This is a genomic window from Streptomyces sp. PH10-H1 (assembly GCF_030063355.1).
Taxonomy (GTDB): Bacteria; Actinomycetota; Actinomycetes; order Streptomycetales; family Streptomycetaceae; genus Actinacidiphila.
Genome location: NZ_JASISZ010000020.1, coordinates 41,609 through 67,030, shown reverse-complemented (window position 1 = coordinate 67,030; position 25,422 = coordinate 41,609). Strand labels below are relative to the sequence as shown.

General features: G+C 69.0%; 26 protein-coding genes. 2 read left to right on the top strand and 24 right to left on the bottom strand.

Annotated elements, in window-relative coordinates:
- Window positions 1–37: 37 nt before the first annotated feature.
- The 3 genes from QMK24_RS15090 to QMK24_RS15080 form a co-directional block, all read right to left on the bottom strand.
- Window positions 38–388 carry a hypothetical protein gene (locus tag QMK24_RS15090; protein ID WP_283466378.1) on the bottom strand — a complete coding sequence of 117 codons (351 nt, stop codon included), beginning with the start codon at window positions 386–388 and terminating at the stop codon, window positions 38–40.
- Complete coding sequence (locus QMK24_RS15085; protein WP_283466376.1) at window positions 385–1,200, bottom strand: sortase; 816 nt, start codon at window positions 1,198–1,200, stop codon at window positions 385–387. The genes QMK24_RS15090 and QMK24_RS15085 overlap by 4 nt, the downstream gene beginning before the upstream one ends.
- 116 nt (window positions 1,201–1,316) lie before the next feature.
- The gene (locus QMK24_RS15080; RefSeq protein ID WP_283466375.1) at window positions 1,317–2,576 is read right to left on the bottom strand and encodes a SpaA isopeptide-forming pilin-related protein; all 1,260 of its coding nucleotides are present in this window, start codon (window positions 2,574–2,576) and stop codon (window positions 1,317–1,319) included.
- 368 nt (window positions 2,577–2,944) lie between these two features.
- Here QMK24_RS15080 and QMK24_RS15075 point away from each other — a divergent pair, with 368 nt between their 5' ends.
- Window positions 2,945–3,811 (top strand): helix-turn-helix transcriptional regulator, encoded by an 867-nt coding sequence (locus QMK24_RS15075; protein ID WP_283466374.1) that lies wholly within the window; start codon window positions 2,945–2,947, stop codon window positions 3,809–3,811.
- 11 nt (window positions 3,812–3,822) lie between these two features.
- Here the strand turns inward: QMK24_RS15075 and QMK24_RS15070 are convergent, their stop codons facing one another.
- Genes QMK24_RS15070 through QMK24_RS15060 form a run of 3 tightly spaced genes read right to left on the bottom strand, consistent with a single transcriptional unit; the run spans window position 3,823 to window position 6,163 of the window.
- Complete coding sequence (locus QMK24_RS15070) at window positions 3,823–4,392, bottom strand: phosphatase PAP2 family protein (RefSeq protein ID WP_283466372.1); 570 nt, start codon at window positions 4,390–4,392, stop codon at window positions 3,823–3,825.
- The gene (locus QMK24_RS15065) at window positions 4,389–5,582 is read right to left on the bottom strand and encodes an MAB_1171c family putative transporter (RefSeq protein ID WP_349307889.1); all 1,194 of its coding nucleotides are present in this window, start codon (window positions 5,580–5,582) and stop codon (window positions 4,389–4,391) included. Before QMK24_RS15065 ends, QMK24_RS15070 begins: the two co-directional genes overlap by 4 nt.
- A gap of 41 nt (window positions 5,583–5,623) precedes the next feature.
- Window positions 5,624–6,163, bottom strand: a complete 540-nt coding sequence (locus tag QMK24_RS15060) for a hypothetical protein (protein WP_283466371.1) — start codon at window positions 6,161–6,163, stop codon at window positions 5,624–5,626.
- 707 nt (window positions 6,164–6,870) lie between these two features.
- On the opposite strand from QMK24_RS15060, the gene fabG reads away from it, so the two are divergent.
- Window positions 6,871–7,563 (top strand): 3-oxoacyl-ACP reductase FabG, encoded by a 693-nt coding sequence (gene fabG / locus QMK24_RS15055; RefSeq protein ID WP_283466410.1) that lies wholly within the window; start codon window positions 6,871–6,873, stop codon window positions 7,561–7,563.
- A 132-nt stretch (window positions 7,564–7,695) separates the two neighbouring features.
- On the opposite strand, the gene QMK24_RS15050 is transcribed toward fabG, so the two are convergent.
- From QMK24_RS15050 to QMK24_RS14965, 18 genes are all read right to left on the bottom strand, one after another.
- A complete protein-coding gene (locus QMK24_RS15050) occupies window positions 7,696–7,899 on the bottom strand; it encodes a cold-shock protein (protein ID WP_283466369.1) in 204 nt (67 codons plus the stop codon).
- 149 nt (window positions 7,900–8,048) lie between these two features.
- Entirely contained in the window at window positions 8,049–9,188 is a 1,140-nt protein-coding gene (locus tag QMK24_RS15045) for a beta-ketoacyl-[acyl-carrier-protein] synthase family protein (protein ID WP_283466368.1), read from the bottom strand.
- 11 nt (window positions 9,189–9,199) lie between these two features.
- Entirely contained in the window at window positions 9,200–10,219 is a 1,020-nt protein-coding gene (locus QMK24_RS15040; protein WP_283466366.1) for an MBL fold metallo-hydrolase, read from the bottom strand.
- Between the two features lie 107 nt (window positions 10,220–10,326).
- On the bottom strand, window positions 10,327–11,076 hold the full coding sequence (locus QMK24_RS15035; RefSeq protein WP_283466365.1) for an MmyB family transcriptional regulator: 750 nt from the start codon (window positions 11,074–11,076) through the stop codon (window positions 10,327–10,329).
- A 271-nt stretch (window positions 11,077–11,347) separates the two neighbouring features.
- On the bottom strand, window positions 11,348–12,445 hold the full coding sequence (locus tag QMK24_RS15030) for a helix-turn-helix transcriptional regulator (RefSeq protein ID WP_283466364.1): 1,098 nt from the start codon (window positions 12,443–12,445) through the stop codon (window positions 11,348–11,350).
- The gene (locus QMK24_RS15025; protein ID WP_283466363.1) at window positions 12,445–13,374 is read right to left on the bottom strand and encodes a hypothetical protein; all 930 of its coding nucleotides are present in this window, start codon (window positions 13,372–13,374) and stop codon (window positions 12,445–12,447) included. The genes QMK24_RS15030 and QMK24_RS15025 overlap by 1 nt, the downstream gene beginning before the upstream one ends.
- A 266-nt stretch (window positions 13,375–13,640) precedes the next feature.
- Window positions 13,641–14,237: a hypothetical protein gene (locus QMK24_RS15020; protein ID WP_283466361.1), complete on the bottom strand. Its 597-nt coding sequence runs from the start codon at window positions 14,235–14,237 to the stop codon at window positions 13,641–13,643.
- A 380-nt stretch (window positions 14,238–14,617) separates the two neighbouring features.
- Window positions 14,618–14,779 (bottom strand): hypothetical protein, encoded by a 162-nt coding sequence (locus QMK24_RS15015; RefSeq protein WP_283466360.1) that lies wholly within the window; start codon window positions 14,777–14,779, stop codon window positions 14,618–14,620.
- Between the two features lie 259 nt (window positions 14,780–15,038).
- Window positions 15,039–15,200, bottom strand: coding sequence for a hypothetical protein (locus QMK24_RS15010; protein WP_283466359.1), 162 nt, complete (start codon window positions 15,198–15,200; stop codon window positions 15,039–15,041).
- Between the two features lie 96 nt (window positions 15,201–15,296).
- The gene (locus tag QMK24_RS15005) at window positions 15,297–15,929 is read right to left on the bottom strand and encodes a hypothetical protein (RefSeq protein ID WP_283466358.1); all 633 of its coding nucleotides are present in this window, start codon (window positions 15,927–15,929) and stop codon (window positions 15,297–15,299) included.
- Window positions 15,930–16,047: 118 nt separating this feature from the next.
- The gene (locus tag QMK24_RS15000) at window positions 16,048–16,356 is read right to left on the bottom strand and encodes a hypothetical protein (RefSeq protein WP_283466357.1); all 309 of its coding nucleotides are present in this window, start codon (window positions 16,354–16,356) and stop codon (window positions 16,048–16,050) included.
- Window positions 16,357–16,361: 5 nt separating this feature from the next.
- Entirely contained in the window at window positions 16,362–18,770 is a 2,409-nt protein-coding gene (locus QMK24_RS14995) for a DNA translocase FtsK (protein WP_283466355.1), read from the bottom strand.
- Window positions 18,771–18,889: 119 nt separating this feature from the next.
- Window positions 18,890–20,242, bottom strand: a complete 1,353-nt coding sequence (locus QMK24_RS14990) for a hypothetical protein (RefSeq protein ID WP_283466354.1) — start codon at window positions 20,240–20,242, stop codon at window positions 18,890–18,892.
- 1,034 nt (window positions 20,243–21,276) lie between these two features.
- The gene (locus tag QMK24_RS14985) at window positions 21,277–23,010 is read right to left on the bottom strand and encodes a DUF2637 domain-containing protein (RefSeq protein WP_283466353.1); all 1,734 of its coding nucleotides are present in this window, start codon (window positions 23,008–23,010) and stop codon (window positions 21,277–21,279) included.
- Complete coding sequence (locus tag QMK24_RS14980) at window positions 23,007–23,279, bottom strand: hypothetical protein (RefSeq protein ID WP_283466352.1); 273 nt, start codon at window positions 23,277–23,279, stop codon at window positions 23,007–23,009. Before QMK24_RS14980 ends, QMK24_RS14985 begins: the two co-directional genes overlap by 4 nt.
- Before the next feature lie 226 nt (window positions 23,280–23,505).
- Window positions 23,506–23,691, bottom strand: a complete 186-nt coding sequence (locus QMK24_RS14975; protein ID WP_283466351.1) for a hypothetical protein — start codon at window positions 23,689–23,691, stop codon at window positions 23,506–23,508.
- Between the two features lie 177 nt (window positions 23,692–23,868).
- Entirely contained in the window at window positions 23,869–24,162 is a 294-nt protein-coding gene (locus QMK24_RS14970) for a WhiB family transcriptional regulator (RefSeq protein ID WP_283466350.1), read from the bottom strand.
- A gap of 284 nt (window positions 24,163–24,446) precedes the next feature.
- Entirely contained in the window at window positions 24,447–24,737 is a 291-nt protein-coding gene (locus tag QMK24_RS14965; protein ID WP_283466349.1) for a hypothetical protein, read from the bottom strand.
- Between the last annotated feature and the right edge of the window lie 685 nt (window positions 24,738–25,422).

Genomic DNA, 25,422 nt, shown 5'->3' with positions numbered 1-25,422 from the left:
TGGCAGAGCGGGACGGTGGGCGCTGGTCGCGCGGGGGTCAGTCCAGGGCGAGTGCCATCTGCAGGGGCTCAGTGAGGTCCTGGACCGGGGTCGGGATCCGCGGTTTCTGGCGGCTGGTGGCGTGGGAGTGGCGGATTGGGTTGCGGCACACGTTGCGGGGCATCGGCGGCTGGTCGGCCTCTTCGGCGATCAGGTCCGCCAGGCGGGCGATGCTGAACAGCGACAGTTTGGTGCTGTGGCGGATGCGGGTGCGGGAGACGCCGCGCAGGAGCATGTCCATCGCGACGATCTCCGCGCGGGCGCGTCCGAGTTCGTAGACCGGCCAGGAGCGGGCCGGCATCACAGTGCGTGTGGTGCCGCCCACCTGGCGGGTGGAGGGTGCGGTCACTGGGTACCTCCCTTCGATGCGACGAGGCGTGCCTCGACGACGACGCGCTGGGAGTGGCCGGTGGCCGGCCAGCACGTCACCAAAGTGAGCAGGGCCGTCGTCGGGGTGGCTGTGGGCTGGTCAGGGACCTGGGCGATGACGTCGACGTCATCCGGTGCGACGGTGCGGACCCGGGTGACGGTGTAGGTGTAGGTGACGCGGTGGGCGGTGGTCACGGTGATGGCCGCGCCGGGCTGGATGCGGTCGATGTGCTGGAAAGCCGGGTCCGTGACGCCGGAGCGGTGGCCGGCTACGGCGAAGTTGCCGATCTGCCCTGGCTGCTCGGTGGTAGGGAAATGCCCGATGCCGGCGCGCAGTTGGCGGTCGGACACCCCGTCGTAGACCGGTTGGGCCCAGGACGCGCCCAGGACGGGGATGCGCAGGACTTCGCCGATCGGGCCGCCGGGGCCGGTTTCGCTGTTGCCTCCCACGGCGTGGATTCCGTTTCCGGCCGGGTTGGTGCCGCCCCAGACGGTGAGTGCCCGGACGGCTTGCGTGCGGGACGCCGCGGTGGTGTCCGCGGCCGCCGCTCCGTCGGGTGCAGCAGCGGAAGGGGTCGTCAGCGGGTCGGGGACCTGCGAGGTGGCAGGAGGGCGCGGGGCCGCCTTGGGCCCTGCGGCAGGCTGATGGCCGGTCTGGGTCCACAGGGCTGCGGCGATCCCGAGTCCGGCTGTGGCGGCTGCGGCGACGAGAGCGAGTCGGTGGGTGCCGGGTCGGGCGGTCGCGGATTCGCCGGCAGGGGAAGGGTCGAGGGAATCGGGTGTGTTCGGCATAGGTGCTTCCAGCGAGTGAAATCGGCTTGGGGCCGTCGGTGCGGTGGAGGCCGGTTGCGAGGCCGGCCTCCACCGCACCGTCAGGTCCGCTGAGGACCAGGTGTCGAAGAGGGAGCTCAGGCGCCGGTCTTCGGCAGGACGGTGATGGTGACGGGGCGCGGCTTCGGCTTCGGCAGTGCGGGGATCTTGGTGTCCTTGACCGCGACGCGGGCCGTCGTGCCTTCGGTGACGGTGGCGTCCTGGTCGGCGGCGAGCTGGTAGCCCTCCACCGCTGCGACCTCGTGCACGGTGTAGGCGCCGGGCGTCAGGTCCGCGGCAGTCCAGACCCCGTGGGCGTCGGTTGCACCGGTGGCTACCGTCTTGCCGGCGGAGTCCTTTACCGCGAACACCACGCCGGGCAGTGGTGCGCCGGTGTCGGCTGCGGTCTTGGTGAGGGTGAGGCCGCCGTGTGGGGTGGCGACTGTCAGCTGCGCCTGTGCCTGGGCGGTGGAGCGCCCGCCGGTCAGGAGCATGCGCTGCGCCTTGGTGTTGCTCGGCGCGACTGCGCGCAGGGCGGTGGCGGGAAGCGACTTGGCGAGGGCCTTGATGTCGACGGTGCCGGCCGCGGTCGGGGTGATGATGGCCGTGGCGATGCCGTCGGCGTTGGTGGTCACGGTTCCGGCGCCGGCTGCTGCGCCGGAGACATCGAGCTCGAGCTTGATGCCGGGCATCTTGTGCCCGGAGGCGGACGTCACGTCGAGGGTCACCGGGGTGGTCTTGCCCGGCGTGAACGGGCCGGCCGTTGGGTGGACGTTGAGGGTGTACGGGCCGGCGAAGGTGGCCGCTTCGGCAAGGAAGTCCTGCGCCAGGTTCTTCGTTGTGGCGGGAACCGCGGGGTAGGCCAGGCGCTGCAGAGCCCGCTTGCCGTCGGGCAGGGCGTAGGTGGAGCCGGGCTCGAGGAAGGTGTAGATGTCTGCGTCGATCGCGGCGGCCTGGGCGTCGCGGGTGGTCTCGCCGTACTGCGACAGGAGGTACGCGGCGCGCGCGACGTCCTGGGGGGAGGCCTTCTTGCCGGTGGCCCGCGAGGTCCAGGTGGTGAAGTCGGTGGCCGGGCCGTAGCGGCCGGCGGTGTCCGGGCCGGAGAGCTCGGGATCCGCGCAGTAGGCCAAGCCGTTGATCCCGGGCAGCGGTGCACCAGGGGCGCCGTAAGCGCCCAGGTGCGAGGCGCCGGCGTGGCCGGCGGAGTCCGGGATGAGGAAGCCGGGTCCCCATTTGTCGGCCGCGCCGGCCGACGGTGCGGCGAGCGTCACGGCGGCCAGGGCTACGGCAGTGGTGACGATCGTGGCGCGCGTTTTGGTGCCTGGCTGTGTCAAAGCACGGACTGATGGCACACTCATGCATGTCTCCCGAGGGTGATACCGGAACCGGGCAGTCGGTTTTCCAGGCCAGTAGCTGCCCGGTTCCGGACCCGGAGTGCCCAAGGGCGCCCCGGATAGGGTGTGATGAGGGTTCTCGGCGGTGTGCACGGGGCAAGATATGCAGCACCACCAAGATCCTTCGGCACGAAGCTACATCATGTAGCTTGCTGCATCAAGCCAGTGCCGAAGCTCGTTCGATCGCGCAGCAGATCACCGCCTTTCTGCGGCGCGCCATGCAGCAGCAAACAAGATCTTTCTGCACAAAGCCGCATCATGTAGCCTGCTGCATGCCAGTGGCGAAGCTCGCCTCGGCCCGCGCAACAGGTCACCCCCTCAGGAGCCACACGATGCCTGCACGCCAATTCAACGGCGAACTCCTCCGCCAGGAGCGCAGGGCGCGTGAATGGCACCAGGCAGACGTCGCCAGGGCGGTGGGCGTGGAACGCGCCATGGTCGCGCAGTGGGAGGCCGGCACCCGCTTTGCCAGCGCCGAGAAGCTCGCGACGATCGCCGCCGCGTTCAGTCGGCCGCTGGATGAGATGTTTCCGCGCAAAGGGCCCGCGGACCTCAAGGACTTGCGGACCGATGCCGGCTTTTCCCAAATCGACGCCGCCAAGATCAGTGGCGTCCCACGGGGGGTCCTGAGCGGTGCCGAGCTCGGCCACAAGCCCCTGGACGCCCGGGTGATTACCAAGGTCGCTGAGGCCTACAACGTCACCGAACAGCAAGTTCGCGCCGCGCAGAGCGTCTCCTTCGGCGACATCGCCCCCACTCCGGCGGTGCCGCAGACGCTGAGCGAAAAAGTCACCTACCTGCTGAACCACACCTATCCCGGGGCGCCGCCCAGTGACAGGGAATTCGCGGACCAGATCAACGCCCGGGCCGGCCGGCAGCTCGTCACCGCACAGCAGTTCGCCGCGGTGCGCACCGGTCGGCAGCAGCTTGCGCAGGTCCTGGCGGGCGCGCCGGACGAGGCGGCGTTCTACGAGAGCCTGGCGGAGGTCCTGGGCGTTTCGCCGGTGTACTTCCAGTCCGGCGAGAAGGTGGCGCAGCAGGTCGTGGAGAGCATCAAGCTGCTCGCTGCGGCGTCCGGCGGCCTGGCGCTGGCCGCGCGCGGCGCGGAGCAGGCCGGCCTGGCGCCGGAGATGATCGCCAAGCTGGTCGCTCTGATCGAGGCCGAGCGTGACTCCTCGCCGCCGGCTTCGGGGCAGTGACACCGCGCCGCTCATAGCAACCACACTCCAGCGGTCGCCAGCCCCAGGCCAGCGCCAGCGGCTGTCTGGGCAACGGTGTGGTACGACAGGGCTGTTCGGGTCCAGCACACGACACCCACCACGCTGTACGCCAGCAGCCACCACGGCGTCGCGACGACGGAGAGCATCGCCACCACTGCGGACGCCACCGCGCAGTCCACACTGATCTTCCACCGGCTGGCGTCGTTCACGGTGAGCAGGCCCACGGTCATCACCCACAAGGCGATCGTCGCGATCAGGACATCACGCGGCGCGCCGGCCAGCAGCATCACCACCGCGGCGGTGGCGATCGAACTGAGTATGACCAGGAAGATGGGACGGCGCTGCGCCCGGTCGACCACGTGCCGGTCGCCCCAGGTGCCGCGCTTGCGCTCCCAGTTGACGTAGGTCGCAGGGACCACGCCGGCGAAGACGCCGGCGAAGGCACCCCACGCGGCACCGCTCCATGTTCCGGTCGCCGCGGCGCCGATGCCGGTCATCCCCGCGAGCAGGGTGTTCATCGGCTGGAAGATGTTGGTGATGGTGCGGGCGAGGGCAGTCATCGTGCGGGTTCCTTAGCGACAGCGTCGAGCAGGTCCCGGCCCTGCTCGCGGGTGAGAGTGGCGTACACGTGCTGGACTTGTTGCAGCCAGGCTGCTTCGCCCGCAATGGTGGCGATCGGCTTGGTGGGCAGGGCCGGTGCCGCGGCGGCGTGACGCTCGCCGGCCGCCGCAGCGACCAGCACCGCATTGATCCAGTGAGCCTCCGTGGCAACGGCCGCGTCATCATGCTCGGTGGCCGCCTCTTCGGCGGCGAGCAGCAACTTCGGCGGCGCGTAGTGCCGTAGTTGCTCGACCGCGTCGCCGATGTCCTGAAGGCAGCGATCCAACCGGATGTCCAGCGGCGGCGAGGTGCGGGTGACCTCCCGCAGCCGGGACGCCGGCCGCGCGAACCCCAGATCCGGGACCGCGGTCATCAGGTCGTGCCACAGCGGGTACAGCTCCCACAGCGCCCGCGCGGACTGCCAACGCGCCGTCACGGCGCCGACGGTGGGCACGCTGACCCCGGCGGCGAACAAGAAGAACACCATCGTTTGCAGGAAGTCCGTGGCGTGGGTGATGGTCACGGCCCGGTGGCCCTCGATCGGCACGGCGATCGCGATCCAGAGGAACGCGGTGCGGCACAGCGTGTAGAGGATGCCGATCGCCATCGAGAGCGACATCAGGACCAGGCCGGCCCGCAGCAGCCGTGTTTCAGCCCAACGGGCCGCACGGGACCACTGGTAGCCGCAGATCACCACCGCGGTGCCCAGGTAGACGTAAAAGACACTCAGGTAGAGCGTGGCCCCCCACTGCCCGGCATGCTCGGCGGCAAAGTCGGTGCTGGGGGCATCACGCCGCACGACGGTAAAAAACAGCCCGGTCATGACCATCAGGGCGCCGACCGAAGCCTGATAGGCGAGGCGCTCGGCCGCCCGGGATGCCGCGACGTGACGCGGGACGTCCCGGCCCGGCTTGCCGTAGCAGGCCACCACGTAAGTGAGGATCGCGAGGATCGCCCCGATGGACACGTAGTGCTTGAGCAACACCGACAGATCGGTGACCACCGAATGGTTGAGGGCAGACTTGATGCCCGGCGACTTGATCCATAGGGCGAGTGCGAAACCGGCGTAGCAGCCCCACAGGGCGCGGCGACGCGCGTCACCGTGCAGGACTGCGGGGAACCTCCAGATGGCCACGGCGGTCATGACCACCGCCGCGGCGTAGGCGAGGAAGGAATGCACGGGGGAAGCTCCTAGTGCCGGCGGCGGAGGGGGGCGATGGGGTGCGACAGGCTGGTCTCCAGCAGGCTGACGAGGTCCTGTCCGCCGGAGACGCCTTGCCGGGCGGCCCGCGCGATGAGACTGGCCGACAGCTCGGCGTCCCGTTCGTCGACGGTGTCGTACCGGGCCCGCGCTTGGATCACCGCGTCCGGGCCGAGGCGCTGGATGAGGCCGTCGCGCAGATGGGCCGGGACCAGAGCTCGCAGCTCCGCCGCGCTGAGGTTGGTGCCGTGGGAGAACCACTCGTGCGCGAGCTCGTGGAGCTGAGTGTGCTGTGTTTGATGCTCGGTGGGCCGCTGCCGGTGGAGGATGAAGGTGGTGTCGGCAGTCCGGGCCCGCAGTCCGCACGCGGTGCGCAGGTCGGTGTCCCGGTCGGTGATCTCAACGAGTTCGATGCGTCGGCCCGATATGGCCGCCATATTGGCCACCAGGCCGTCGATCGTGAACGGATCCGGCAGAGGCAGGCCGGCCAGGCGCTTGCGCAGCTTCCGCGTGGAAACGATCCCCATCATGCTCTCCCCCGCCGGTCAGCACCGGCCTCGTCATCCATCCCCGCGAGCACGGAACTGAATCATCATCTCGTACGCATGTTCTATTCGAGCAACTGGCCCGCCCCGAACCGAACATTGCCCCGCAGCCCCGAACCGCCGGACTTCCTTCAACGCCCCCCGCTGCGAGGTCCGTTCACACGGACTCTCCGAGGCCAGTCGATCATCCAGGTGTTTGGTTGATCACTGAGCGTTGCCCCGATCTTCAATTGCCTCCGGGTGACTGTCAATCATGATCCTTGCACCCAATCTGATCTGCGTCTTCTGAATTTTTGGGCACTATAGGCGAATTGCGGCATGTATCGCTCTCAGCGCGCCTAGGACCTCTCGCGGGTGTTTGACCAGCACATATGCCAATCCCCTGTCGCTCGGCGACCCCTTCAAGGAGCACGCCGCAGGCGCGACCTGGGGATTGTCCAGATTGGACATGCCGCATCCGGACAATCAACCAAGACGCCAGGCATCAACGGATGCCCTGGTATACGTCTCTTCAAGTTGAATACTCCCCTTTGTAGATTTCTGAGGAGTTCGGCAGATAAATCGGTGAGGAAGGGACCGCGGGACCGTTCCGGGCCCGCGGCCGGGCACATAGCCGTAGGTAAGCTGACGCGCTCCGGCGGCCCCGCCCGCCCGTCTCCTGCAGGAAGGCTCCACCTGATGGCCCCCGCTCCATTCTCGTGACCGGCGGCAACCGAGGGATCGGCCTGGCCATAGCCCAGCGGTTCGCGGAGGCGGGCGACCACGTTGCGGTCACCTACCGCACCGGCGAGCCGCCCCAGGGACTGTTCGGCGTGCAGTGCGACGTCACGGACAACGCCCAGGTCGAGCAGGCATTCAAGGAGATCACCGCGCACCAGGGACCAGTCGAGGTGCTCGTCTCCAGCGCCGGCATGACCCGAGACACACTCCTGATGCGGATGACGGAGGAGGACTGCACCACCGTCATCGACACCAACCTGACCTCCGCCTACCGCATGGCAAAGGCCGCGTCCCGGACGATGCTGCGCGCCCGCAAGGGCCGGATCATCCTCATCGCGTCGGCGTCCGCGCTCTACGGGGCGCCAGGTCAGTCCAACTACACCGCGTCGAAGGCCGGCTTGATCGGATTCGCGCGGTCGCTGGCCCGGGAGCTGGGGTCACGGAACATCACGGTGAATGTGGTCTCCCCCGGGCTCACTGAGACCGACATGGCCCGGGCGCTCAGCGACGACCAGCGCACTGCGATCCTGCAGCAGGTTCCGCTGGCTCGTATCGGGCAGGCACAGGAGGTAGCAGCGGCGGTGGCGTTCCTGGCCTCCGATGACGCCGGATACATCACCGGGGCGGTGCTGCCCGTCGACGGCGGCGCGGCGATGGGTCACTGAACCGCACCTCGTCCACGCAGTATCCGGTCCGGCGCGCATGCCGACCGGGCCGTCCATATACCAGCACCGCAGGTCACACGGCGGGCCCACCACACCAGGGAGGTGTGGTGGGCCCGCCGTGTGACGTGCGGGTCAGCCGCGGGTGATGTTCTCGGCCTGCGGGCCCTTCTGGCCCTGCCCGATGTCGAAGGTGACGTGCTCGCCCTCCGCCAACTCGCGATAGCCGTTGCCCGAAATGTTGGAATAATGGGCGAAGACGTCGTCGCCCCCGCCGTCCTGAGCGATGAACCCGAAGCCCTTTTCGGAGTTGAACCACTTCACCGTGCCGCTGGCCATGCCGTGTCCTCGTCTGTGGATCCTGTGGACTTCGACATCAGGAAGTCCGCTCCCGTTCTACCCCAGCCGCGGAACGGTTATCCGACTTCGCGCCGTGTTCTTCGCCGGCGGTCGGGAACCTCAACTGGCTGTCCATCGGCGGCCGCTGATCAGCGGGCACTGCCAGCGAGGTACTTCGTCCGCAGTGCCGCAGCGGCGAATCCCGGCGCGAAGGCCAGCAGGAGGCCCTCCGATCCGTGGGCCGGCGGATCGTCCATCAGCCGGCGCAGAATATCCAGCACCGCCGGCCCGCCCCGGTTGCCCCCGTCCGCGAGACTGGCCCAGGAGTGGCGCAGCCGTTCGTCACTGACGTCAAGGCCCTTCTGGATCCGCTCGAGTACGGCCGGGCCACCGGGGTGGGCGACGACGTGGTCCGCAGCCCATGTCGGGTTGCCTGATCCGGTACGCAACCAGTCCCACAGGTCCGGCATGACGGTGTCGACGGCCCGGATGGCTGCCCTGGTGCTGTCGAAATGAATGCCATCGGGTTCGTGGCGCTGGCGGTAGTAGTGCTCGGTGTCGGGGATGACGAGTTCGAGAGTGTCCAGGATCTGCAGGCTGGGTCCGCTAGGGGCAGTACTGGTGACGATCGCGGCACCGCCGGAGTCCCCGAAGAGGAACTTGAAGGCGAGCGCGTCGGCCCCGGTGTCGGAATGGTGGTAGATGGTGGAGAGCGTTTCAGCCACCACGACCAGGGCGGTGCGGCCGCGGCCCGCGGCGATGAGGTCGGCGGCGCGTATCAGGGACTGCGCACCGCCACCGCAGGCGAGTTCCGTCATCTGGACCCGGCGCACCTTGCGCGGCAGACCCAAGGCGTTGACCAGGGCGATGTCCAGGCCGGGCTTGGCGTCGCCGGTGGCGTGGGAGGTGACCAGGATGTCGATATCCGACGGACTGATTCCGTGCTGGGCCATCACCTGCTGAGCGGCCTCGATCCCCCGATCCCGCAGATGCCCGAATGCCGCCCGTTGCCGCTCGGAAATGGTGCCTGCCTCGGCGATCTCGGCGAGGGGGGCGGAGAAGAAACGGTGCTCCACCCCCACACTGGCCGCGATGCGGTCGATCAACTCGGGGCGGGCCGGGCGCGGACGGCCGGGGTCAGCGCGCTGGACGTCCGCATCGGCCGCAACCTCGTCGGTTTGATCCGGGCGCGGGCGGTCGCGGTTGGCGCGGTGAATGTCCGCACAGATCTCCGCAGTGGTGATCGTGTAGCGGGGGTGGGACATTGCGGTCGGCAGGATGAAGGCCATGGGGCGGGGACTCATCTCGAGGTGGGGCGCGGCGCCGGCGCGCCGAGCCGGGGATGCGGGACAGCCACGTGGCGAGCATGGGCGTAGCCGGCGGCGACGGCGACGAGTTCGACCAGGTTCGGCGCCTGGGTGTCGCCGTCCAGATGCCGGTACTCCCGCATGGCGGCGATGGCCATCCGCTCGGACAGGCCCCAGGTGGGGTGCGCGTCGCGGCGCAGCAGGTCGGCGGTGGTCTCTTCGACGCTCCACTGCAGGCCGTGCAGGTGGTGGATGCGCTCGCGCAGCGCCTCCAGGTAGTCCGCGTACTCGCGGACCCGGTCGGGGCCGACGACGGGGCCGTGGCCGGGCACGATGGTGTTCGGCTGCAGGGCCAGGACGCGTTGGCAGGCGTGGTGGATCTCCTCCAGCGTGCCGGCCCAGTGCACGGGGTGGTCGTTGATGAAGACGATGTCGCCGGCGCAGACGACGTCGCGCTGCGGCAGGTGCATGATCAGGTCGCCGACGGTGTGGGCCGGCCCGACCTCGTACAGGTCGGCCTGGAGGCTGCCGACCTGCAGCGTCAGCTGCCCGGTGAACGTGCGGGTGGGCTCGACGGTGCTCAGGCCGGTCAGGTCGTAGCGGCCGAAGTGGTGGCGCATGTACCAGCCGAGCGGAGTGTCGCTACGGGTGGAGGCCAGTAGCTGCGTGAGCTCCTGCGGGGTCGGCTCGGCGCAGATGTGGGCCAGGTTCGCCTCAGTGCTGACGATGTCTGTCCCCGGGAACAGTCCGTTGCCGTAGGAGTGGTCACCGTTGGCGTGGCTGTTGACGATCGTGCCGATCGCGGCGCCCTTGAGGATGGGCGCGGCCAGGTGCTGCAGCTGCCGAGTCAGGGGACCGTCGTAGGGGGTGTCGAACAGCAGCGCCGGAGCGTCCGGGGAGGTGACGAGCGTGCAGTTGGCCATCCCCCAGGTGTCGTGTCCGGGCGGGGTGAACACGTGCACGTCGTCGGCGATACGGTGCAGCGCCGGAACTTCGATCGGGGGGTGTTCCATGGTGATCATTGTGGTTTCTGTGAGCCTCGGCCCGGGAGTGACGTAGGGGACAGTTCCCGGGGGCCGTTTGCGTGGGGGTCGGCCAAGTGTGGGCGGATTGTCAGTGTTCATGCGGCGAAGTAGCCCGTGTGGGGACCGAGCGGGCGCGCACGCAACGAGTCCAGAGCCGGCGGCCGGGGCCCGGTGGTGAACGGGAGCAGCATCAGCCGTGATCCGGGAGCGCCGAAGATGCTGGACGCGCACATGGTCACCCAGCCCAGTCCGTACGTGGCGTGCTGCAACGGCCGGGCGACGTCCGCCCGCGGCTGCACGTACGCCTCCTCATCGGCAGCTCGGTACAGCGGGCCGGACACCGGGTCGGCCAGAATCTGCCATTCCAACTCGGCCAGCGTCTCGTTGTCCGAATGCAGGGCGACGGCCGCGCGCACCTGCGCGATGAGTGTGGGCGCCCACTGGGTACCCCACTGGGCCAGGGTGTCGCGGGCCTCAGCACACGTCAGCATCCACTGCATCGTGTTCTGCGGGACCTCCCCGCGAGGGAACATGAGGCTGAATTCCTTGTTGAAGGCGACGGTGCCCCAGCCCGCGTCATTGATGTAGGCCATGACGCCGATGCTGTCGAGCGTCCCCCGCCAGGCGCCGGGGATGGTCAGACCCTGGTCGGCCTGCAGCGGGTACGGCGGCTCCTTGGTCAGGGCGTAGCGCCACACGGCGGCCCATTCCTGGTCGCTGAGACGCAGAATCTTGGCGACTTCCGGAAGGAGCGTTTCAAACGCGGTGCCGGGCACGCAGCGTTCCAGGCGGGCGTACGTCCCCTCGGCGCGGTTGAGCAGCAGGTCCATCTGCAGCTGTGTCAAGCCGTCGTCTTCGGCTCGTCGGCCACGTGAGTCACGGCGTTCGAGGCCGTCGCGCAGCGCTGGGTAGCTGGCGGGGTCGACCCGGGCCCGGGCTGTTACCAGCAGGTTGCGCAGTGCCCTCCGGTCCCCCACTGCTGAGTTCCCCTTCATCCGCGCCCCTAAGGCGCGCACCGTTTCGTGTCAGGTTCTGCTGCTTGTGACCGGGTGCGTCGTGCGAGTCCGGGCTGACCTGGAGTAAACACCACCGGGTTGTCTCGCTCGTGCAGCAGGGTCACTCAGCCGGATCGCGGGGAGGAGCCAGGGGGACATCGACCAAACCGCGTGCGACGGCGATCATGCCGGCCTGAAAGCGGCTCTTCGCGCCGAGCTGCTCCATCAAGGCGGGCAGCCAGCGCCGGACCGAACGCGGGGTAACCCCCATACGGCGAGCGATCTGCGGGTCCTCGTGTCCGTGGGCCAGGAGCGTGAGCAAGGTGCGGTGCTGCGCGCTGTAGTCCTCGCCCGTGCTGGGTTCGTCCTTGGCGTCCCCTGCGGCGGGCAGGGGCACGGACCGGAGCCACATGTCCTCGAACATGGCGATGTAGCTGGGCATCAGGTGCGAGCCGCGGATCGCCAGGATCGTCTCGGAAGGGTTCGCGGGGTCACCTGGCAACATCGCTGCGCGGTCGTCGAAGATGAGCAAGTCGAACGCGATCGCGTCCGCCAGGCGCACCTCTACACCGACGGCGGCCAGGTCGAGCAGGTATTTGCGGTGGCGAGGTGAGCGGGCCACGCTCTGCCCGTAGACGGCACGCAGCCGGAGCCCGCTCTTGACCATGCCGGCGTCTTCCTCGACTGAGGCAGCCAGCCGTTCCGGGTCGGGCAGCGGCCCGGGGTGCATCGAGCAGATCTGCCAGCGAGTCTCCTCAGCGATGTGGTTAAGGAAGGTCCGCTTCTCGTCCTGGTTGCGCAGGACCAGCACCGCGACTGCGTCGAGCTCACGCTCGACCAACGGCTGGAAGCGGGCGGCCAGCACCTCGGATGCCTCGTGGATCCGCCGCAATTCATCGCTGTGGGATACCGCGGCAGTGTTCAGGCGAGAACGCACGGCCTCCGGATCGACCGGAATGAAATCGTTTGAAGCTGGGACATGTTGCACCAGTCCTGTTTCCAGCAGGTACTGCCAACCGCGAGCCGCGTCCACCGGATCCATGGACAGCTTCGGCACCAGGTCCGCAAGGACTGCGCGGCCGTGGGTCCTGAGGGCCGCGTAGAGCCGCTCACCCAGATCGACGTCTGAGTCGGTGGTCCGCGCGCAGTGCGGCGCCTTGCCTACCACGTGCAGCGCTGGAGATGCTTCCTTGCAGTCGGGCTGTCGTGCTGTCGTCATCAGGCTTCCTCCAGCCAGGCGGCAGGCACCGTGCAACCGGTCTGCTGGGCCGCTTCGTCCTGGGCCACCGTCGCGGCCAGGTGCCGCAGGGCGTTCAAGCGCTGGCGGCTTAGCGGCGTGGCGTGTGTGCGGTGCACGGTGGGGCGCGGTTGAGCAACATAGGGGACGGCTTGGTCCCAGCAGTCCTCGAAGACCGCGGTGGCCGCGTGGGTCCAGGAGCTGTTCCGCAGGGTCACCAGGGCCTCGCCGGGCCGGTCGGGATAGACCGGCAGGACGACGGTGTGCTCGTCGACCACGAGAAGGTCGATCGGGACGAGATGCAGCAGCCGTACCTGCGCGCCCAGGGCCTGGAGCATCAGCAGGTACGCGTGCTGCTGCGCAGACAGCTCACCGCTGCGCTCGTAGATGGCGCGCAGACGGACTTTCCACTGCCCCAGTGCCATATCCGCGCGTAGACCGCGCACAGCGCCGATGGCCGTGGGCACCGGACCTGCGCTCATGGAGTCCCGGCTGACAGTGGCCCGTTCGTGAGCATCGGCCAGGGCCTGCTGGATGTTGGCGGCTCCGGTGGTCAGCTCCCCCTCAACGTCCGCTCTGCGGGCCGGGAGCAAGCGGTCCAGGAGTCGGACCGAGGCCCAGATGCCCGCTGCCCGCTCCTGGTCGCGCGCGTGCAGGGCCGTCCGTGAACGGGCCAGAAGGCCCCCGATGGCCGTGGCCGGCTCGATCGCGGCAAGCTCACCGGGCCGTTTACCGTCCCGGACCAGACCGAGCCGGAGCAATTCCGCGCCTGCGCGGTCGACATCAGCGGGATCCAGGTCCAGAACCCGCGCGGCGGTGCCAGGCGTTCTCGCGGTGCCCGATCTGACGGCGTCGTACAGTTTCGGACCTACCGTGCCCGCGATCAGTACTTCGTCAACCGCCGTGCTCATTGCCTCTAGCCCCCGTTGCCGTCTGCCTGTCACCCCAGCCGTAACCGTCTGAGGCCGGGGGATGCGTCTGAGTGATCGAGTCTTAACGACATGTGGGGGGTTTTTAAACGGGAGAGTTTCTGCCTGCAAAAACCAGACTAGGGATAGATGCGATCATAAAACGACACCACATGACATTTGGCAGCGCACATATGCAAGAAATTGAGGGGCGGTGGCTGGAATCCGCTGTGACCACCCCCCAGCGGGCGCCTCGGCGATCGCGGCACCTACAGGGGCCGTTGTCTATCCGTCGTCGCGCTGTTGGTCCGCTCCGTAGCTCGGCGCCAGCCGCAATACTCCTGCCGCACGTACGACCGCAGGCCTCCCGCGACGTCCCAGGCTCTGGAGTCGGCCGCCAGCGGGCCAGCCACATACACCTGAACCAACCGCAGGTCGAACGCTCGGAGCGAGCGGGCCGCCTGATCCGCCGTCGCAGTCGCGTGGTCCACATCATCGCCCGTGCACCCGGCCTGCCAGCAGAACCAACCTAGTTCCACCCGCCGGGCGCCGATGTCCAGCAGCGCCGCCTCCCGCAGCAGCGCCCCTCTGCGCTTGCCGAAGTCGGGGGCAGTCACGTTCGCGTTGTCGTCCGACAGCAGGAGCAGCGCGAGCTCCTGGTCCATTAGGTCGGCAGCGGTCGTGCTCATGTAGGCGACGGCGTAGTCGGGCCCCGGCAGGGCCGGCGTCTCGTACGCCTCCCAGCTCGCCGCGCAGTACGTGCACGTCAGCGAGGCGACTTCGCGGCTACCGTCGGGGTGTTCAATGCGCTCGCTGACCAGGACACGGCTCTGACACGCGCAGTAGAGCGAGGGGTGCTGAGACATGCAGTCCATCCTTCCTCCTCGACCTGGCTCCAGTGAGGGTGAGCCGACCCGGCCCTGTAGTTCGACTCATCCGCCGTCGGTGCAGTTCGTCCATCGGTGGCCGTTCGGACACACGAGAGCGTGACGACTGAGCAGTTGGAATGGCCCGCAGTCGTCCCAGTGGTGTGTGCCAGCTGCGGCCGCGAGACCGCAGGCGAGCTGCGGACACGACCAGGTGGTGAGCTCCCACGAGTCCAACGGCCGGGGGGCGGTCGTCTGCGATGTTCGAGGTGATGCAGCCGACGGCGGCAGAGTCGGCAACAAGGCTGGAGGTGTCGGCGCCGGCGCCGCGCGCCGGTGCGGCCCCCGCAGCAGCCTGGCGATCATCCGCGTCCAGGCCCTCATCGAGGGCCTGGGACCCACGCCCCGGCAGTGCACCGGGCGTTGCGGGCGCGGCCGATGTCCCGCGCGGTGGGGAAGACCAGGGTCGCAGCCGGACGGCCGTAGCCTGCTGCTCCGCCGATGGCCAGGACGAGCGTTCCGGACTGCAGGTTCGCAATCATCTCCATCCCTTCACGCCGATCCGGACGGCGGCCGCGGCGAGGGCGGATACGACCGTGATGAGAAGGAGCGGAAGGAGACCTACGGATCCTGCAGCTTCGCGGCTGGCGCGAAGGACCGCTTTGACCGGCACGGTCAGCGCAACGAAGAGGCCAACGATCAAGGCGCAGCCGATGAAGCGGAGCACTATGCGGGTGAGAGCGAGCGCCGCAATGACGCGGCAGAGGAAACAGCACATGAGTGTCCTTGGTGGATTCGCTGTTACAGGGGGCGGCACAGTGCAACGGGAGTGGGCTGGCCACCCTGCTCGACCAAGGTGGCGGACTTGATCGCGTCGGCCCCCACCCTGATCCCGCGTGTGCAGCAGGCGGGCCGGCTCGGTGGATCGCTGGTGGCGTCGGAAGTGGCGTCGTTGGATGCCATGATCGGCGGCTCCTCGGTCTCGGTGGGGGCGGGCCGGGCGGCCTGCCCGCGCCCCCGTGCCCGATGTCGGGTTCGGGAGCGAGGCAGGCTGACCGGTCAGGAGTGGAAGTTGCTGCGCCGAAAGACCGCTCGGCGGATGTTTACGGTCGTGCCGCCCTTGCTGGTGCTCCGCTGGGCTCCGCGGCTGGCGAGAACTACCCCGACCAGGACGACCACCACCGCGAGGCTCATCAGCGCCTGCCCGGCGGTAGCGAAGATGGCCGGGAGCTGGGCCAGGCCGGGGGCAGCCGCGCCAATTCCGTACCCGCCCAGGGCAATGGCGCCGCCCGTGGACAGGGCGAGGGCGCTGTACTTCCATACCCACGAGGGAACGGCCGGCCGATCGGGGGTGCCCGATCCCGCGGGCGAGGCAGGCAGTAGGTGCGCTCCCGCCAGCGTGCGGTAGAGCTCAGCCTGCTCGGGAGCTCGGTAGTAGGCAACTGCGGATTCGTCACGTCGGAGTAGCTCGTCGACGCGGGCCCGGTACGACGTGTCGTTGAGGAGCCGGACCAGCTCAGCCCTGGGCTGCGAGGCCGGAGCGCCCGAGGGTTCCACTGCGGCGAAAGCGTCCGGGAAGAGGTCCCAGATCGCCCGCAGGTGCTCGTACGGCAGCCCGCCGACCGTCGGCTCTTCGGGCAGAGCGGCGGGCAGCGGATGATGCTTCGGTTCGGTGAGGTCGTGCGCGTCCACAAGGGCTCCTTGTAGGGGTCTCGAAATGGGGGAAACGCGCAGGACCCGCCGGCCGCAGGTGAGGCGGCCGAGCGGGTCCTGGGTTGCGGCAGAACGGGCCGCGGCGGAACGGGCGGTGTTACGCCAGGCTGTAGAAGGCCAGGAACACGGCCAGCAGAACGAGGCCGGCCTGCATCCACCACGCACTGAGCCCGACTGCGTTCCAGCCCGCCACCACGGCGGCAGCACGCAGGCTCCAGCGAGTGACGAAGCCCAGAGGCCGGTAGCCCTGAAGTTCCTGGATTCGACGGGTGCGCTGGTCCATCTGTGCCTGCAGGTGGGCACGGGTGACGGCGTCGGTGCTGTCGGTGTTGGCGAACGTCACGCTGTAGCCGTGGATTTCGACCTCCAGACGCTGGATCTCCTGCGCCGGCGTTTCCGAGGGCATGGCCACTACTCCTTAGACGACGAGGCGGCGGCCAGGAGGGCGTTCACGCCCAACCCGCCAGCGTGAGAGCCCAGCTTGTGACCCAGCTCCATCATGGCCGTGTCCAAGTCGTCAGCCGGGACCTGAACCTCGCGGCCTTTGCCTCCCTGATCGGGGCCGACAACACCCCCCAACTCCAGGAGATGCATCACCTTCACCGCGGTCTGGAAGGGGACACGCAGTTTGCGCTGCAGCATCGACGTCGACCCGAACTGCGAGGAGACGACCAGGTCGGCCGCCTGGAGAACCAGGTCCACGTCGAGGTCCTCCGGAAGCGCCAGGGCGGGCTGCGTGGCTCCGGCCTCGGCGCCGGTGGCTTCCTGTGCGTTCTGGTCCTGGGCCATGTAGCGCGGGTACTGACCCGAGTCGTCTCTGGTCGCCCGGCCGTCCTTGGCCCAGTTGACAAGCCATCCGGCGACGGTGCGCTGCGCAGGCGTCGCCTCGCCAAGCATGTCCTTGAGCGCCTCGTACAGCGCTTTCGGCTCGTACCCGATGGAGCCGGCCGCTGCCAGAAGCTCGAACCCGGTCTCGCGGGGATCGATCGGCCGGGAGGGGCGAGGAAGCGTCGCCATCGGGGCGGCCAGTGCTGCTGTGGGCGGGTGCGCCAGGGTCTCGGTGGACGAGACCTTCACGGCTGCGGCCTCGAACAGGTCGGCCGCACCACCGAAACCTTCGTACCCGCGCGGACCGGCGGGTGCGACGGCGGTTGACCCGGTGCCCGCGAGGGACTCCGAGGCGAGCAGGGTCGCCGCGTCGATGATCGCGCCGGCGCTGTCGATGGCGTGCTGCGCGGCTGCGGTGAGCTGCTGGCCCTTGTACAAGTCGGGAAGGGTGCGCGCCCAGCGCTGGCTGTAGATGGTGCCGCTTTCCACGGACCGAGCGATCTTGTCGAGCGTCGGTCGGCGGGCTGCCGTCGCTGCGCAGATCTTGTCCATGAGGTCGTCCTGGAGCCGCCAGACCTTCGTCGCGGTGGGCTTCTTCGGGCCCAGGCGGGTGTGCATGTTCCAGCCGGAGCCAGCGACGGGCGCGTCCTTCGGGTCGACTTTGATGTAGCCGGGGAAGAGGTAGGCCAGCTCTTCGGGGTCGGACACGGTCATGCCGAAACGCCACTTCGCCTGGATTTTCATCATGGCGGTGATCACGTCCTGGGTCGCGCGCAGGCCGCAGATCAGCTGCCGGACGCGCATCGCGCGCCCTTCCTCGGCGACCTTGTCCAGGCCCTCCTTGACGTCGTGCGGCAGGGAGGCGGTCTCATCGCAGATGATGACGACGCCGGGGATCTCGTGGTCGATCGGCAGCTTGTTGTCGCTCTTCTTCTGCCGCATCAGCTGCTGGTAGCCGGCCTTGCGGGCGGCGATGATCTCCCCCGCCATCCAGACCATGAGGCGGGCTTCGTCCGCGGTGTGGGCGATCCAGTCCACGATGGGGGCCGCGGCCAGGCCCTCGGTCGCCCAGGGGGTGATCCAGGGGAGGGCGACGCCGCCGCCGGTGATGTCGATCGCCCAGATCAGTGCGTCGGGCATCCGGGCGAGCTGGGCGATGACGACCCGCAGGGTGTTGGTTTTGCCGGCGTCGGTCTCACCAATCAAGATCCCGCAGTCGCTGCACAGGCTGCCCAGAGCGGCCGAGCCGTTGCGGTGCACACCGAACGGGAACCGCTCGGTGAGGGTGAGTTCGCTGAAGTCCTCCGGGTAGTTGATGTCCTGGCTGATCACGTCCTGGAGGGTGACCTCCACCAGGATCGTGCCGCGGTTCGCGCCGGGGAAGATCTCCACGCCGCATCCGTCGGCCAGGCGCATGTCGGCGGCGAACTTCGCGCCGTAGCCGTTGAGGTCGTCGACGGTGGTGCCGCCGGCCGGGAGGTTCAGTTCGACCGTGTAGCCGACCCGTTTCGGCCAGTGCGTCACGTCCACGCCGTGGCAGTTCTCGATCCTTGCGACCCGGGCCAGGCGGTCTTCCCACTCCCGCAGGATGCCGACCGATTCGCGGCGCAGTTTGTACAGGACCTTGCTCTCGGTACGGGTCGCTTCGCTGCGGGTGGCGCCGGCGTTCACGGCGACGCCAAGAGCGGCCAGGCCGAGACTGGCGGCCCAGCCGGTCGCGGTCAGCGGCGCGGTCGTCATCGCCCACGATGTCCAGGCGCCGGCGGTGATCCACGACAGTGCTCGGGTGGTGATGGTGCCGGCCGTGGTGTGCTGGCGCAGGTCGTAGATGATGCCGGCCGCCGCTGCGCTGGTGAGGGCGGTGGCTGCGGCCTGCCAGGGAAGTCCGGTCAGCGGTGCGAGCAACGCCATGGAGGCGGCGGTCTCGCTGGCGTACCCGAGGAAGGTGGGGTGGTCGCTGGGCGGCGACCAGTCCCAGTGACGCGGCGGCATGAGGGTTCTCCATCCGAATCAGGGCGAAGGCGGGGAAGCGGGGGCCAGGGGTGGCGGACTGGGCCGGTGGCGCCCCGCGAGGTGCGGGACGCCACCGATGTGCAGAGGAGCGGGCCGAGTCAGTGGCGAGGGGTGTTCCACATACCCTCGCTGCTGAGTCCCTTGCGTGGGTGCGTGTTGTGGCTGATCTCCAGGTGGTGGTCCTCCAGGAACAGCTGGCCGGCGAGCGTCGCGTGATCAGCAGCTGCCTGGAGCAGAGCGAGGATGGCGCCCAGCTCGTCGACGACCCGGTCGTCGACCGGATACACGTCGCGGGTCCGATCGCGCAGCGCCTGCAGCGCGGCCGCCAGGTCCCGCAGCCCCAGGCCCATGCCCAGGTACTCGCTGCCGACCTCCATCATGTGAGTCGGCTCGTACGTCCGGTACAGGGTGGCCATGAGCACGCACCCCGCCTCGATCCGCCCCGGCAGGAACATGGCGCTGTCCGAGACCATCGAGCCGGTTGCGGTGACGTTCCACTTGAACTCGTTCGTCCGGGGGCTGTGGAACCGTGCGATGTCGAACTTGTGGACCGTGCGGAACAGCGTGGTCATCGCCTCGGAGCGCGCACCGGCGATCTCCAGGGCGCCGACCGCCTCGACCAGCTTGGCGATGGCCCGCTTGCTGCAGGGCCACTTCTGGTCGCAGTTGACGGCCATGTCGCGCACCGTGCTGGCTGCCGCGCGGAGCCCGTTGGGTAGGCCCGCGTACTCCGCGGCGACCTCCATCATGCTCTGCGGGCTGTAGCCGGTGTACGCGGCGTGCGTCTCGCCCATGGCGAGGGCGAACTTCGCGGTGCGGCCGTCGAGCACATGGGTGCCGGCAAGCGTAGGTCCGCTCACGGGATCGGTGTCCTTTCGGGGTTCGGTGACAGTGAGGGTGAGTTCGTCCGCGCGGGCGTCGAGCTCGCAGCGGGCCTTGGACCGGCGGTAGAACGTCCGCCAGATCCGGATGACCAGGCGCACCGGGTAGCCGAAGGCATGGAGCGGATCCCGGTGGCCGGTGGTGGTGCGCCACAGGCCCCACACGATGCCGGCAGGCAGCGTGAGGGCCCCGGCCAGGGCGGCGAGCAGGCCTGCTGCGGACATTCGGGCCGCGTGGCGGAGGTTGCGGGCCGCCTGTCGGCGCATCCGGTAGATACGGCCGGCGATCGGCGCGGCTTTCGCCGTCGCGGTGCGGCGTAGTCGGCCGGCCCAGTCCCTCAGGGTGTTCCGCAGGCCACCCTTGCGCGTCGCCGGCGAAGCGGCAGTTTCGGTAGAACCAGGCGCGGCCTCGTTGGCCGGGGTCCCGCTCGCGGCGTCGGGAGTCGTCTTGTCCGTGCCGGCCTGGGCGCGGCGCAGCTTTCCCGCCCAACCCTTGAGGGTTCGTCCGGCCTTACCCGTCCAGTTACTCCCGCCGGCGCCTTGAGAGGCCCGGCTTCCGCGACCGTTCACTCGGTCGCCTGCACCATTCAGCCGCGGCTTCGGGCCGTTCAATCGGCCTGCCCGGCCGCTCGATCCGGGCGCTCTGCCATTCAACCCGGGCGTCCGGCCGTTCAACCCGCCCTGCCCGGAACCACGGTTCCCAGATCCGCTGTGGGAGCCCGGAGCACTGTGCCGGCCCCCGCCCGACCGGTTCGCGCCGGTACCGCCGGATCCGGCGCCCGATGAGCGGGAACCGCTGCGCCGTCCACCGCCTGCACCGGCGGCACCGCCCCCGCTCCCGGCGCCGCTTCCCAGGAGGCCGCCCCCTCGGCTCGAGCCGCCTGCGCTGCCTGCGCCCTGTCCGGCGGACCGGCGGGCGGCCGCGACCGGGCGCTTCTTGCGGCCTGCCAGGGCCGCGGCAGCGATGGCGGCGCCAGCCGCCCCGGCGGCCACGATCCCGGGAACCCCGGCAACGGTGTAGGCGAGGCCCACGCCGATTCCGGTTGCGTTGGTGCCGTGAATGAGCAGCGGTACGGCCCGGGGCTGGCGACGGGCCGATGATCGTGGCTGCGGGGCCCGGTCCGGTGCGGGCTGCGGAGTGTTCTGCAGGGCATGGTCGCCGGTGTCGGCGGACTGGGGTGCAGCGGAGTCCGAGGGGCTCTCCGGCTCCGCAGCCGCGGTGTCTGCCACGACGTGTCTCCTCACATTGAGTAGCGGAAAGGCGAAGCGAGGCGAAGCAACGCCAAGGCAGGTGCCCTCCATTTCCCCCGGTAGAGGACTCTTGGAGGGGTTCGCAGGGACGTTGTCCTTCGCTTCGCCTCGCTTCGCCTCGCCTGGCTTCAACGGTCTGTAATGGCGGGGTCGGGGCTGCGGCAGGCGCCCACCAGGTCGTTCGACGAGGTCGGGACATGGCGGACGGAGTGGGTGAAGCAACCGGCCCGGTGGAGCTGCAGCCGACCGCGCGCGCCGCCCTATCGGCCGAGCGCCGACGGGGCGCCGCGCAGGGCACCACGGAGCTGGCCGAAGGCCTGATCACGGGTTCCGGTTTCCTGCTGTGGCCGGCCTTACCCCACCGGCTCAGCGTCCTTGAGATACGCCACGGCGCGGGTCTTGCGGTCCTGTGCGGATCCGATGGACATGCCCATCTCGTCACTGATGGACTTGACGGTGACCGCGCTCTCACCGCGGCTCTGGATCATCGCGACGACCCGCCGCACGTCCCATTCGACCTGCGACAGCCGGGCCAGGGCGGCCTGTTCAACCGCCCGCGCCTCGTGTTCAGCCGCGTGTGCCAGACGTTCAGCCGCCTCCTCCTTCGAGGCCGCCTCCCGGGCGAGCGAGGCCGCGGCCTCCTCCCTGTCGCGCTGTTCCTCCAGGTCCTTGCTCATCGCCACAGCGCGGTGTTCAGCCGCACGCCGCTCGCGTTCAGCGGCCTCTTCGAGGGCCTTCAGCCGGGCGGCTTCCGCCTCGGCCCGGCGGCGCTCCTGCTCGGCGAAGCCGGCCGCACGGGCGGCCTCCTCCCGGCGTACGCGGGCAGCGGAGTCGGCCTGGATCCGCCGCTCGTTCTCGGCGGCCTCCGTAGCCATCTGCTGCTTCTGCAGGCCCCAGCTGGCCTGCACTTTCTCCCGCTCGATGAGGGAGAGCGTACGGCGCCGCTCGGTCTCGTCGGCGAGCTGCTGTGCTTCAGCCTTGGCCTGGTCCGCGGTGAGCTTGAGTGCGTACTGGCGTTTGGCCTCGCGCAGTTGAGCGTCGGCTTCGGCGCGTTGAATCTCCGCCTGAGCCTCCCGTTCCGCTTCGGCTCGGGCGATCTTCAGCTTGCCTTCTTCTCGGATCCGGTTGACCTCCGCTTGAATGCGGGCGGCGCCAAGTTGAACGTCGGTTTCGACGCGTTGAATCTCCGCCTCGGTGCGTTGAACGGCGGCTCGCACCTCCCGTTCGATCCGCTTGGTCTCCTCGTCCAGCGGGATGGCCAGCGCACCCTCCACGCTGAGTCCGAGCGGCCCGAGCTTGAACGGCAGCAGTTCGTCCGCTGTCGCTGCCTTCCGCCAGCCGCGCGGATCGGTGAAGTATTTCTGACGCAAGCTCTCGCGGTAGATCCGCAGCTGCTGGTGCTGGGCGGTGACTTCCTTGTACGTGATGCCGTACAGCCGCATCCGGCGGGCCAGGCGGGGCGTGGACAGCGGAGCGAGGATCCACCGGTCCAGCCGCACCGAGCCGAGCGGGGTGTCACCGGCCAGCAGGGCCGCCATTCGGCCGATGTAGTGTCGGGCGGCTTCCACGGCGATGATGAACAGCGTCGGGATGATGCCGTGCATGGACGCCGCGAGCGGGTCGCTCATCACCGGCCCTGCCGGGGCGGCCGCGTTGAACGCCACGGTCGCAGCGGTCAGCCCGTGGGCCGCCCAACGCAGGATCGGTAGCGGCATCCGCTTGCGCATCATGTACAGGTCGAGCGCCAGCAGCACCAGGATGCCCGCGTCGATTCCGATGGGGAACGCGTAGGCGAACAGGCCGAAGCCCTTGGTCTGCGCGAGGTGCCGCAGGGTGTTGTACGAGCCGGAGAAGCCGATCCCTGCGAGCAGCACCCCGCCGAGGATGGCGATGATCGCGAGCGCCTTCATGGCGCGCGGGTCGCTGCTGTCGGCCGGTGCTTCAGCCAGTTGCTGCTCGGCAGCCGGTGTGAGGGTGGCCTTCGCCGCCGTGCGGTCGATGAGGTCGGGGACGGCCCCCGCACGCGGGGCGTCGACCTCGGCCTGCTGCATCAGGTCGGTCATGCGGATGTCGACGCGGGCGCTCATGGGCTGCTCTCCGAGGCATTGTCGTACGGGTTAGGCAGAGGGTCGGGGTTCAGGGCCCACCCGACGCACACCCGGACCGCGCCGAACACGGCGAGGCCGACGGCCAGGTGCAGGGCCGCCAGTCCGAGACCGTGAGCGAAGAGATCCAGCAAGGCCAGCACGGTGGCGGCCAGCGCGGTGAGCGTGGCGACCGTCGCCATGGAGTGGGGACGCACGGCCGCGATCTCAGCCGTTTTGGAATGGTCCGGGGATACGGCAGTGGCGCTCACAGGGCACCACCTGCGCTGGTAGCGTTGACCATGCGGTTCGCTCCTTGGTAGCGGTCGCAAGTACAAGGAGAGGCCCCTCGCACGGGGCCTCTTTTTCGTGGTGTGCAGCCAGTCCGGTTTTCCGAACCCGCCGTGGCCGATGACGATGAGGTCCTGGCGGAAATGGGACAGCCGCCGCGCCGGCCGGAGGCGTCCGGCCGGGCCGCAGCGGCTGACGTGCGGCGTCTCAGCCGCGGTGCTCCTTGAGGTACGCGGCGATCTGAACCTCTGCGGAGGCCACTGCCGCCCACGCGGCCATCACCGCCGCGATGTCTTCGTTGTCCCTGGCCTTCTCCAAGTGGTCGTACGCCTGAACGACCAGGTCGTCCGGGCCGATGGGGATGCGACGAAGGACGCTGAACAGCTTCAACATCGTGACGGTCTCCTTCGTGTGCGTGACACGGTGTGGGGGCCGGGCTTTGCCGGTGTGGTCTGTGGGTGGGCTCAGGGCGTAGTCAGCCCTGATCGTCGGCGCTCTTCGGGCGGGGCGAGGGATGCTGGGCGAGGCACCGTCGTGGCGAGGACATATCCGCGCCAGCACAGAGCGGCCTCAGGTGGTGGTGCGTGAGCGGGCGCGTGCGGCGCGCCGCTTCATCGCACGTCGCTCGTCCTCCGACGTGCCGCCCCACACCCCGGCCATACCCGAATCCAGTGCCTCCTGCAGGCACGACTCGCGGAGCCGGCAGCGACGGCAGACGGCCTTAGCCTCCTCGATCTGCAACAGGGCCGGGCCGGTGTTGCCGATGGGGAAGAACAGTTCAGGGTCTTCGTTCTCACACGCCGGACGGTCCCGCACGGCGGCGTCTCCGTCGAAGCCGCGCCTATCGCCGATAGTCAATGCCATGGGGAATCCTCCGTCGGTCAGGGCGCCGTGGGTCGTTCCCCGGCAGTGGGCGTGAAACGGCCGGCTGCCCCTTCTTGGGGCAGCCGGCCCGGGAAACACCGTTGGATGGCTCGCGCTACCTCTGCTGCCTCTGTCGAGCCAGGTAGGCATCCTGGAGTCGACAGAACGACTCATACAGCAGGCGGCCTTGGGCGCACTTTGCGAGATCCGGGCCGCAGGTAGCGCACCGCTTGCAGTGCTCCGCGAAGGCCCCGTGCGCCCTCATGTAGCGCTCATGCAGGTCGTCAGTTACGGCAACGACACGTCCAGAAGACGCAGATGGGGCCGGAGTCGTCGGCGCCCCTCCCCGTGCCGCTCGTGACCGGCACCAGCGCAACGGACGTCAGCGTGCGAAGCGTCCGTCGGGGCCGGGAACCGGTCGAGGCACCTCGCTGCTTGCTGCCGGCGAACCGGACCGTCAGCTGTAAGGCCATATCAGTTTCGTCCCGCTCGAAACCGCGCTGGTTGTCCCGTTCCTCTTCCTCCGAGATCCATCCCGAACGCGGGTTCAGCACGATGGATGTCATGCTGCTCATTGGGCCTCCACCCAGGTCCCTGACGGCCCCAGGGATTACGGCCCTGGGGCAGTCCAATTAGCTCCCGTGTAAGGGGAGTCGTCCGTCTTCGAGCACTGTTCACCGGCGTGGTGCCACGGATAGGAAGCCGATCGGGGGCCCAGTGCCGAGAGCTGGGAAGCTGTGATGAGTGCCATGGTCGGTCCTCTCTGAAGCACGGTCTGGTTGCAGGCCGTGGCGAGGTTCGCGTCGGACTGTCACGAGTTGCCGCAGCCGTCGGCGCTCGCAGACGCGAGCGTCGACGACTGCGGTTACTGGTAACCGGTGCGCGTTTCCAGCGCGCGTTGATCTCAGTCGGTGCGGACCGCTCGCGCCCAGGGAGATCAGTCCCAGGTGGTCGTTGCAGTAGTAATGTCGCCGCGCCGTTCTATGAAGCCGGCTGCGCGATACGTCGTAGGAGTCACCCCTTTCTCGGCCGGCTGGTCTCCACTCGCCTCGGCTGGTCTGGGCACGGCCGTAAGAACGCGGTAGATCACTCTGTGGAGTTGTTGAATCACGACGGCGGCCCCCTTTGTGGAGCGAGGCCTTCGAAGGAACTAGCAGGAGCGAAACGAGCTGGCGAACGAATGCACATGCAAAGCGCATGTGGGCTCTCGCAACTTTCCGCCGTCGGTCCTGCCGTTGCATCAACCTGACATGTCAGGTT

Bases quoted from the DNA above. Each gene is read 5' to 3' on its own strand.
- QMK24_RS14995 (WP_283466355.1), bottom strand. From the start codon at position 18,770: ATGCCGCCGCGTCACTGGGACTGGTCGCCGCCCAGCGACCACCCCACC.
- QMK24_RS15070 (WP_283466372.1), bottom strand. From the start codon at position 4,392: ATGACTGCCCTCGCCCGCACCATCACCAACATCTTCCAGCCGATGAAC.
- QMK24_RS15080 (WP_283466375.1), bottom strand. From the start codon at position 2,576: ATGAGTGTGCCATCAGTCCGTGCTTTGACACAGCCAGGCACCAAAACG.
- QMK24_RS14975 (WP_283466351.1), bottom strand. From the start codon at position 23,691: ATGTTGAAGCTGTTCAGCGTCCTTCGTCGCATCCCCATCGGCCCGGAC.
- QMK24_RS15010 (WP_283466359.1), bottom strand. From the start codon at position 15,200: ATGGCATCCAACGACGCCACTTCCGACGCCACCAGCGATCCACCGAGC.
- QMK24_RS15030 (WP_283466364.1), bottom strand. From the start codon at position 12,445: ATGACGACAGCACGACAGCCCGACTGCAAGGAAGCATCTCCAGCGCTG.
- QMK24_RS15000 (WP_283466357.1), bottom strand. From the start codon at position 16,356: ATGCCCTCGGAAACGCCGGCGCAGGAGATCCAGCGTCTGGAGGTCGAA.
- QMK24_RS15020 (WP_283466361.1), bottom strand. From the start codon at position 14,237: ATGTCTCAGCACCCCTCGCTCTACTGCGCGTGTCAGAGCCGTGTCCTG.
- QMK24_RS15045 (WP_283466368.1), bottom strand. From the start codon at position 9,188: ATGGCCTTCATCCTGCCGACCGCAATGTCCCACCCCCGCTACACGATC.
- QMK24_RS15085 (WP_283466376.1), bottom strand. From the start codon at position 1,200: ATGCCGAACACACCCGATTCCCTCGACCCTTCCCCTGCCGGCGAATCC.
- QMK24_RS15025 (WP_283466363.1), bottom strand. From the start codon at position 13,374: ATGAGCACGGCGGTTGACGAAGTACTGATCGCGGGCACGGTAGGTCCG.
- QMK24_RS15015 (WP_283466360.1), bottom strand. From the start codon at position 14,779: ATGATTGCGAACCTGCAGTCCGGAACGCTCGTCCTGGCCATCGGCGGA.
- QMK24_RS14985 (WP_283466353.1), bottom strand. From the start codon at position 23,010: ATGAGCGCCCGCGTCGACATCCGCATGACCGACCTGATGCAGCAGGCC.
- QMK24_RS15060 (WP_283466371.1), bottom strand. From the start codon at position 6,163: ATGATGGGGATCGTTTCCACGCGGAAGCTGCGCAAGCGCCTGGCCGGC.
- QMK24_RS15050 (WP_283466369.1), bottom strand. From the start codon at position 7,899: ATGGCCAGCGGCACGGTGAAGTGGTTCAACTCCGAAAAGGGCTTCGGG.
- QMK24_RS15040 (WP_283466366.1), bottom strand. From the start codon at position 10,219: ATGGAACACCCCCCGATCGAAGTTCCGGCGCTGCACCGTATCGCCGAC.
- QMK24_RS14965 (WP_283466349.1), bottom strand. From the start codon at position 24,737: ATGAGCAGCATGACATCCATCGTGCTGAACCCGCGTTCGGGATGGATC.
- QMK24_RS15075 (WP_283466374.1), top strand. From the start codon at position 2,945: ATGCCTGCACGCCAATTCAACGGCGAACTCCTCCGCCAGGAGCGCAGG.
- QMK24_RS14970 (WP_283466350.1), bottom strand. From the start codon at position 24,162: ATGGCATTGACTATCGGCGATAGGCGCGGCTTCGACGGAGACGCCGCC.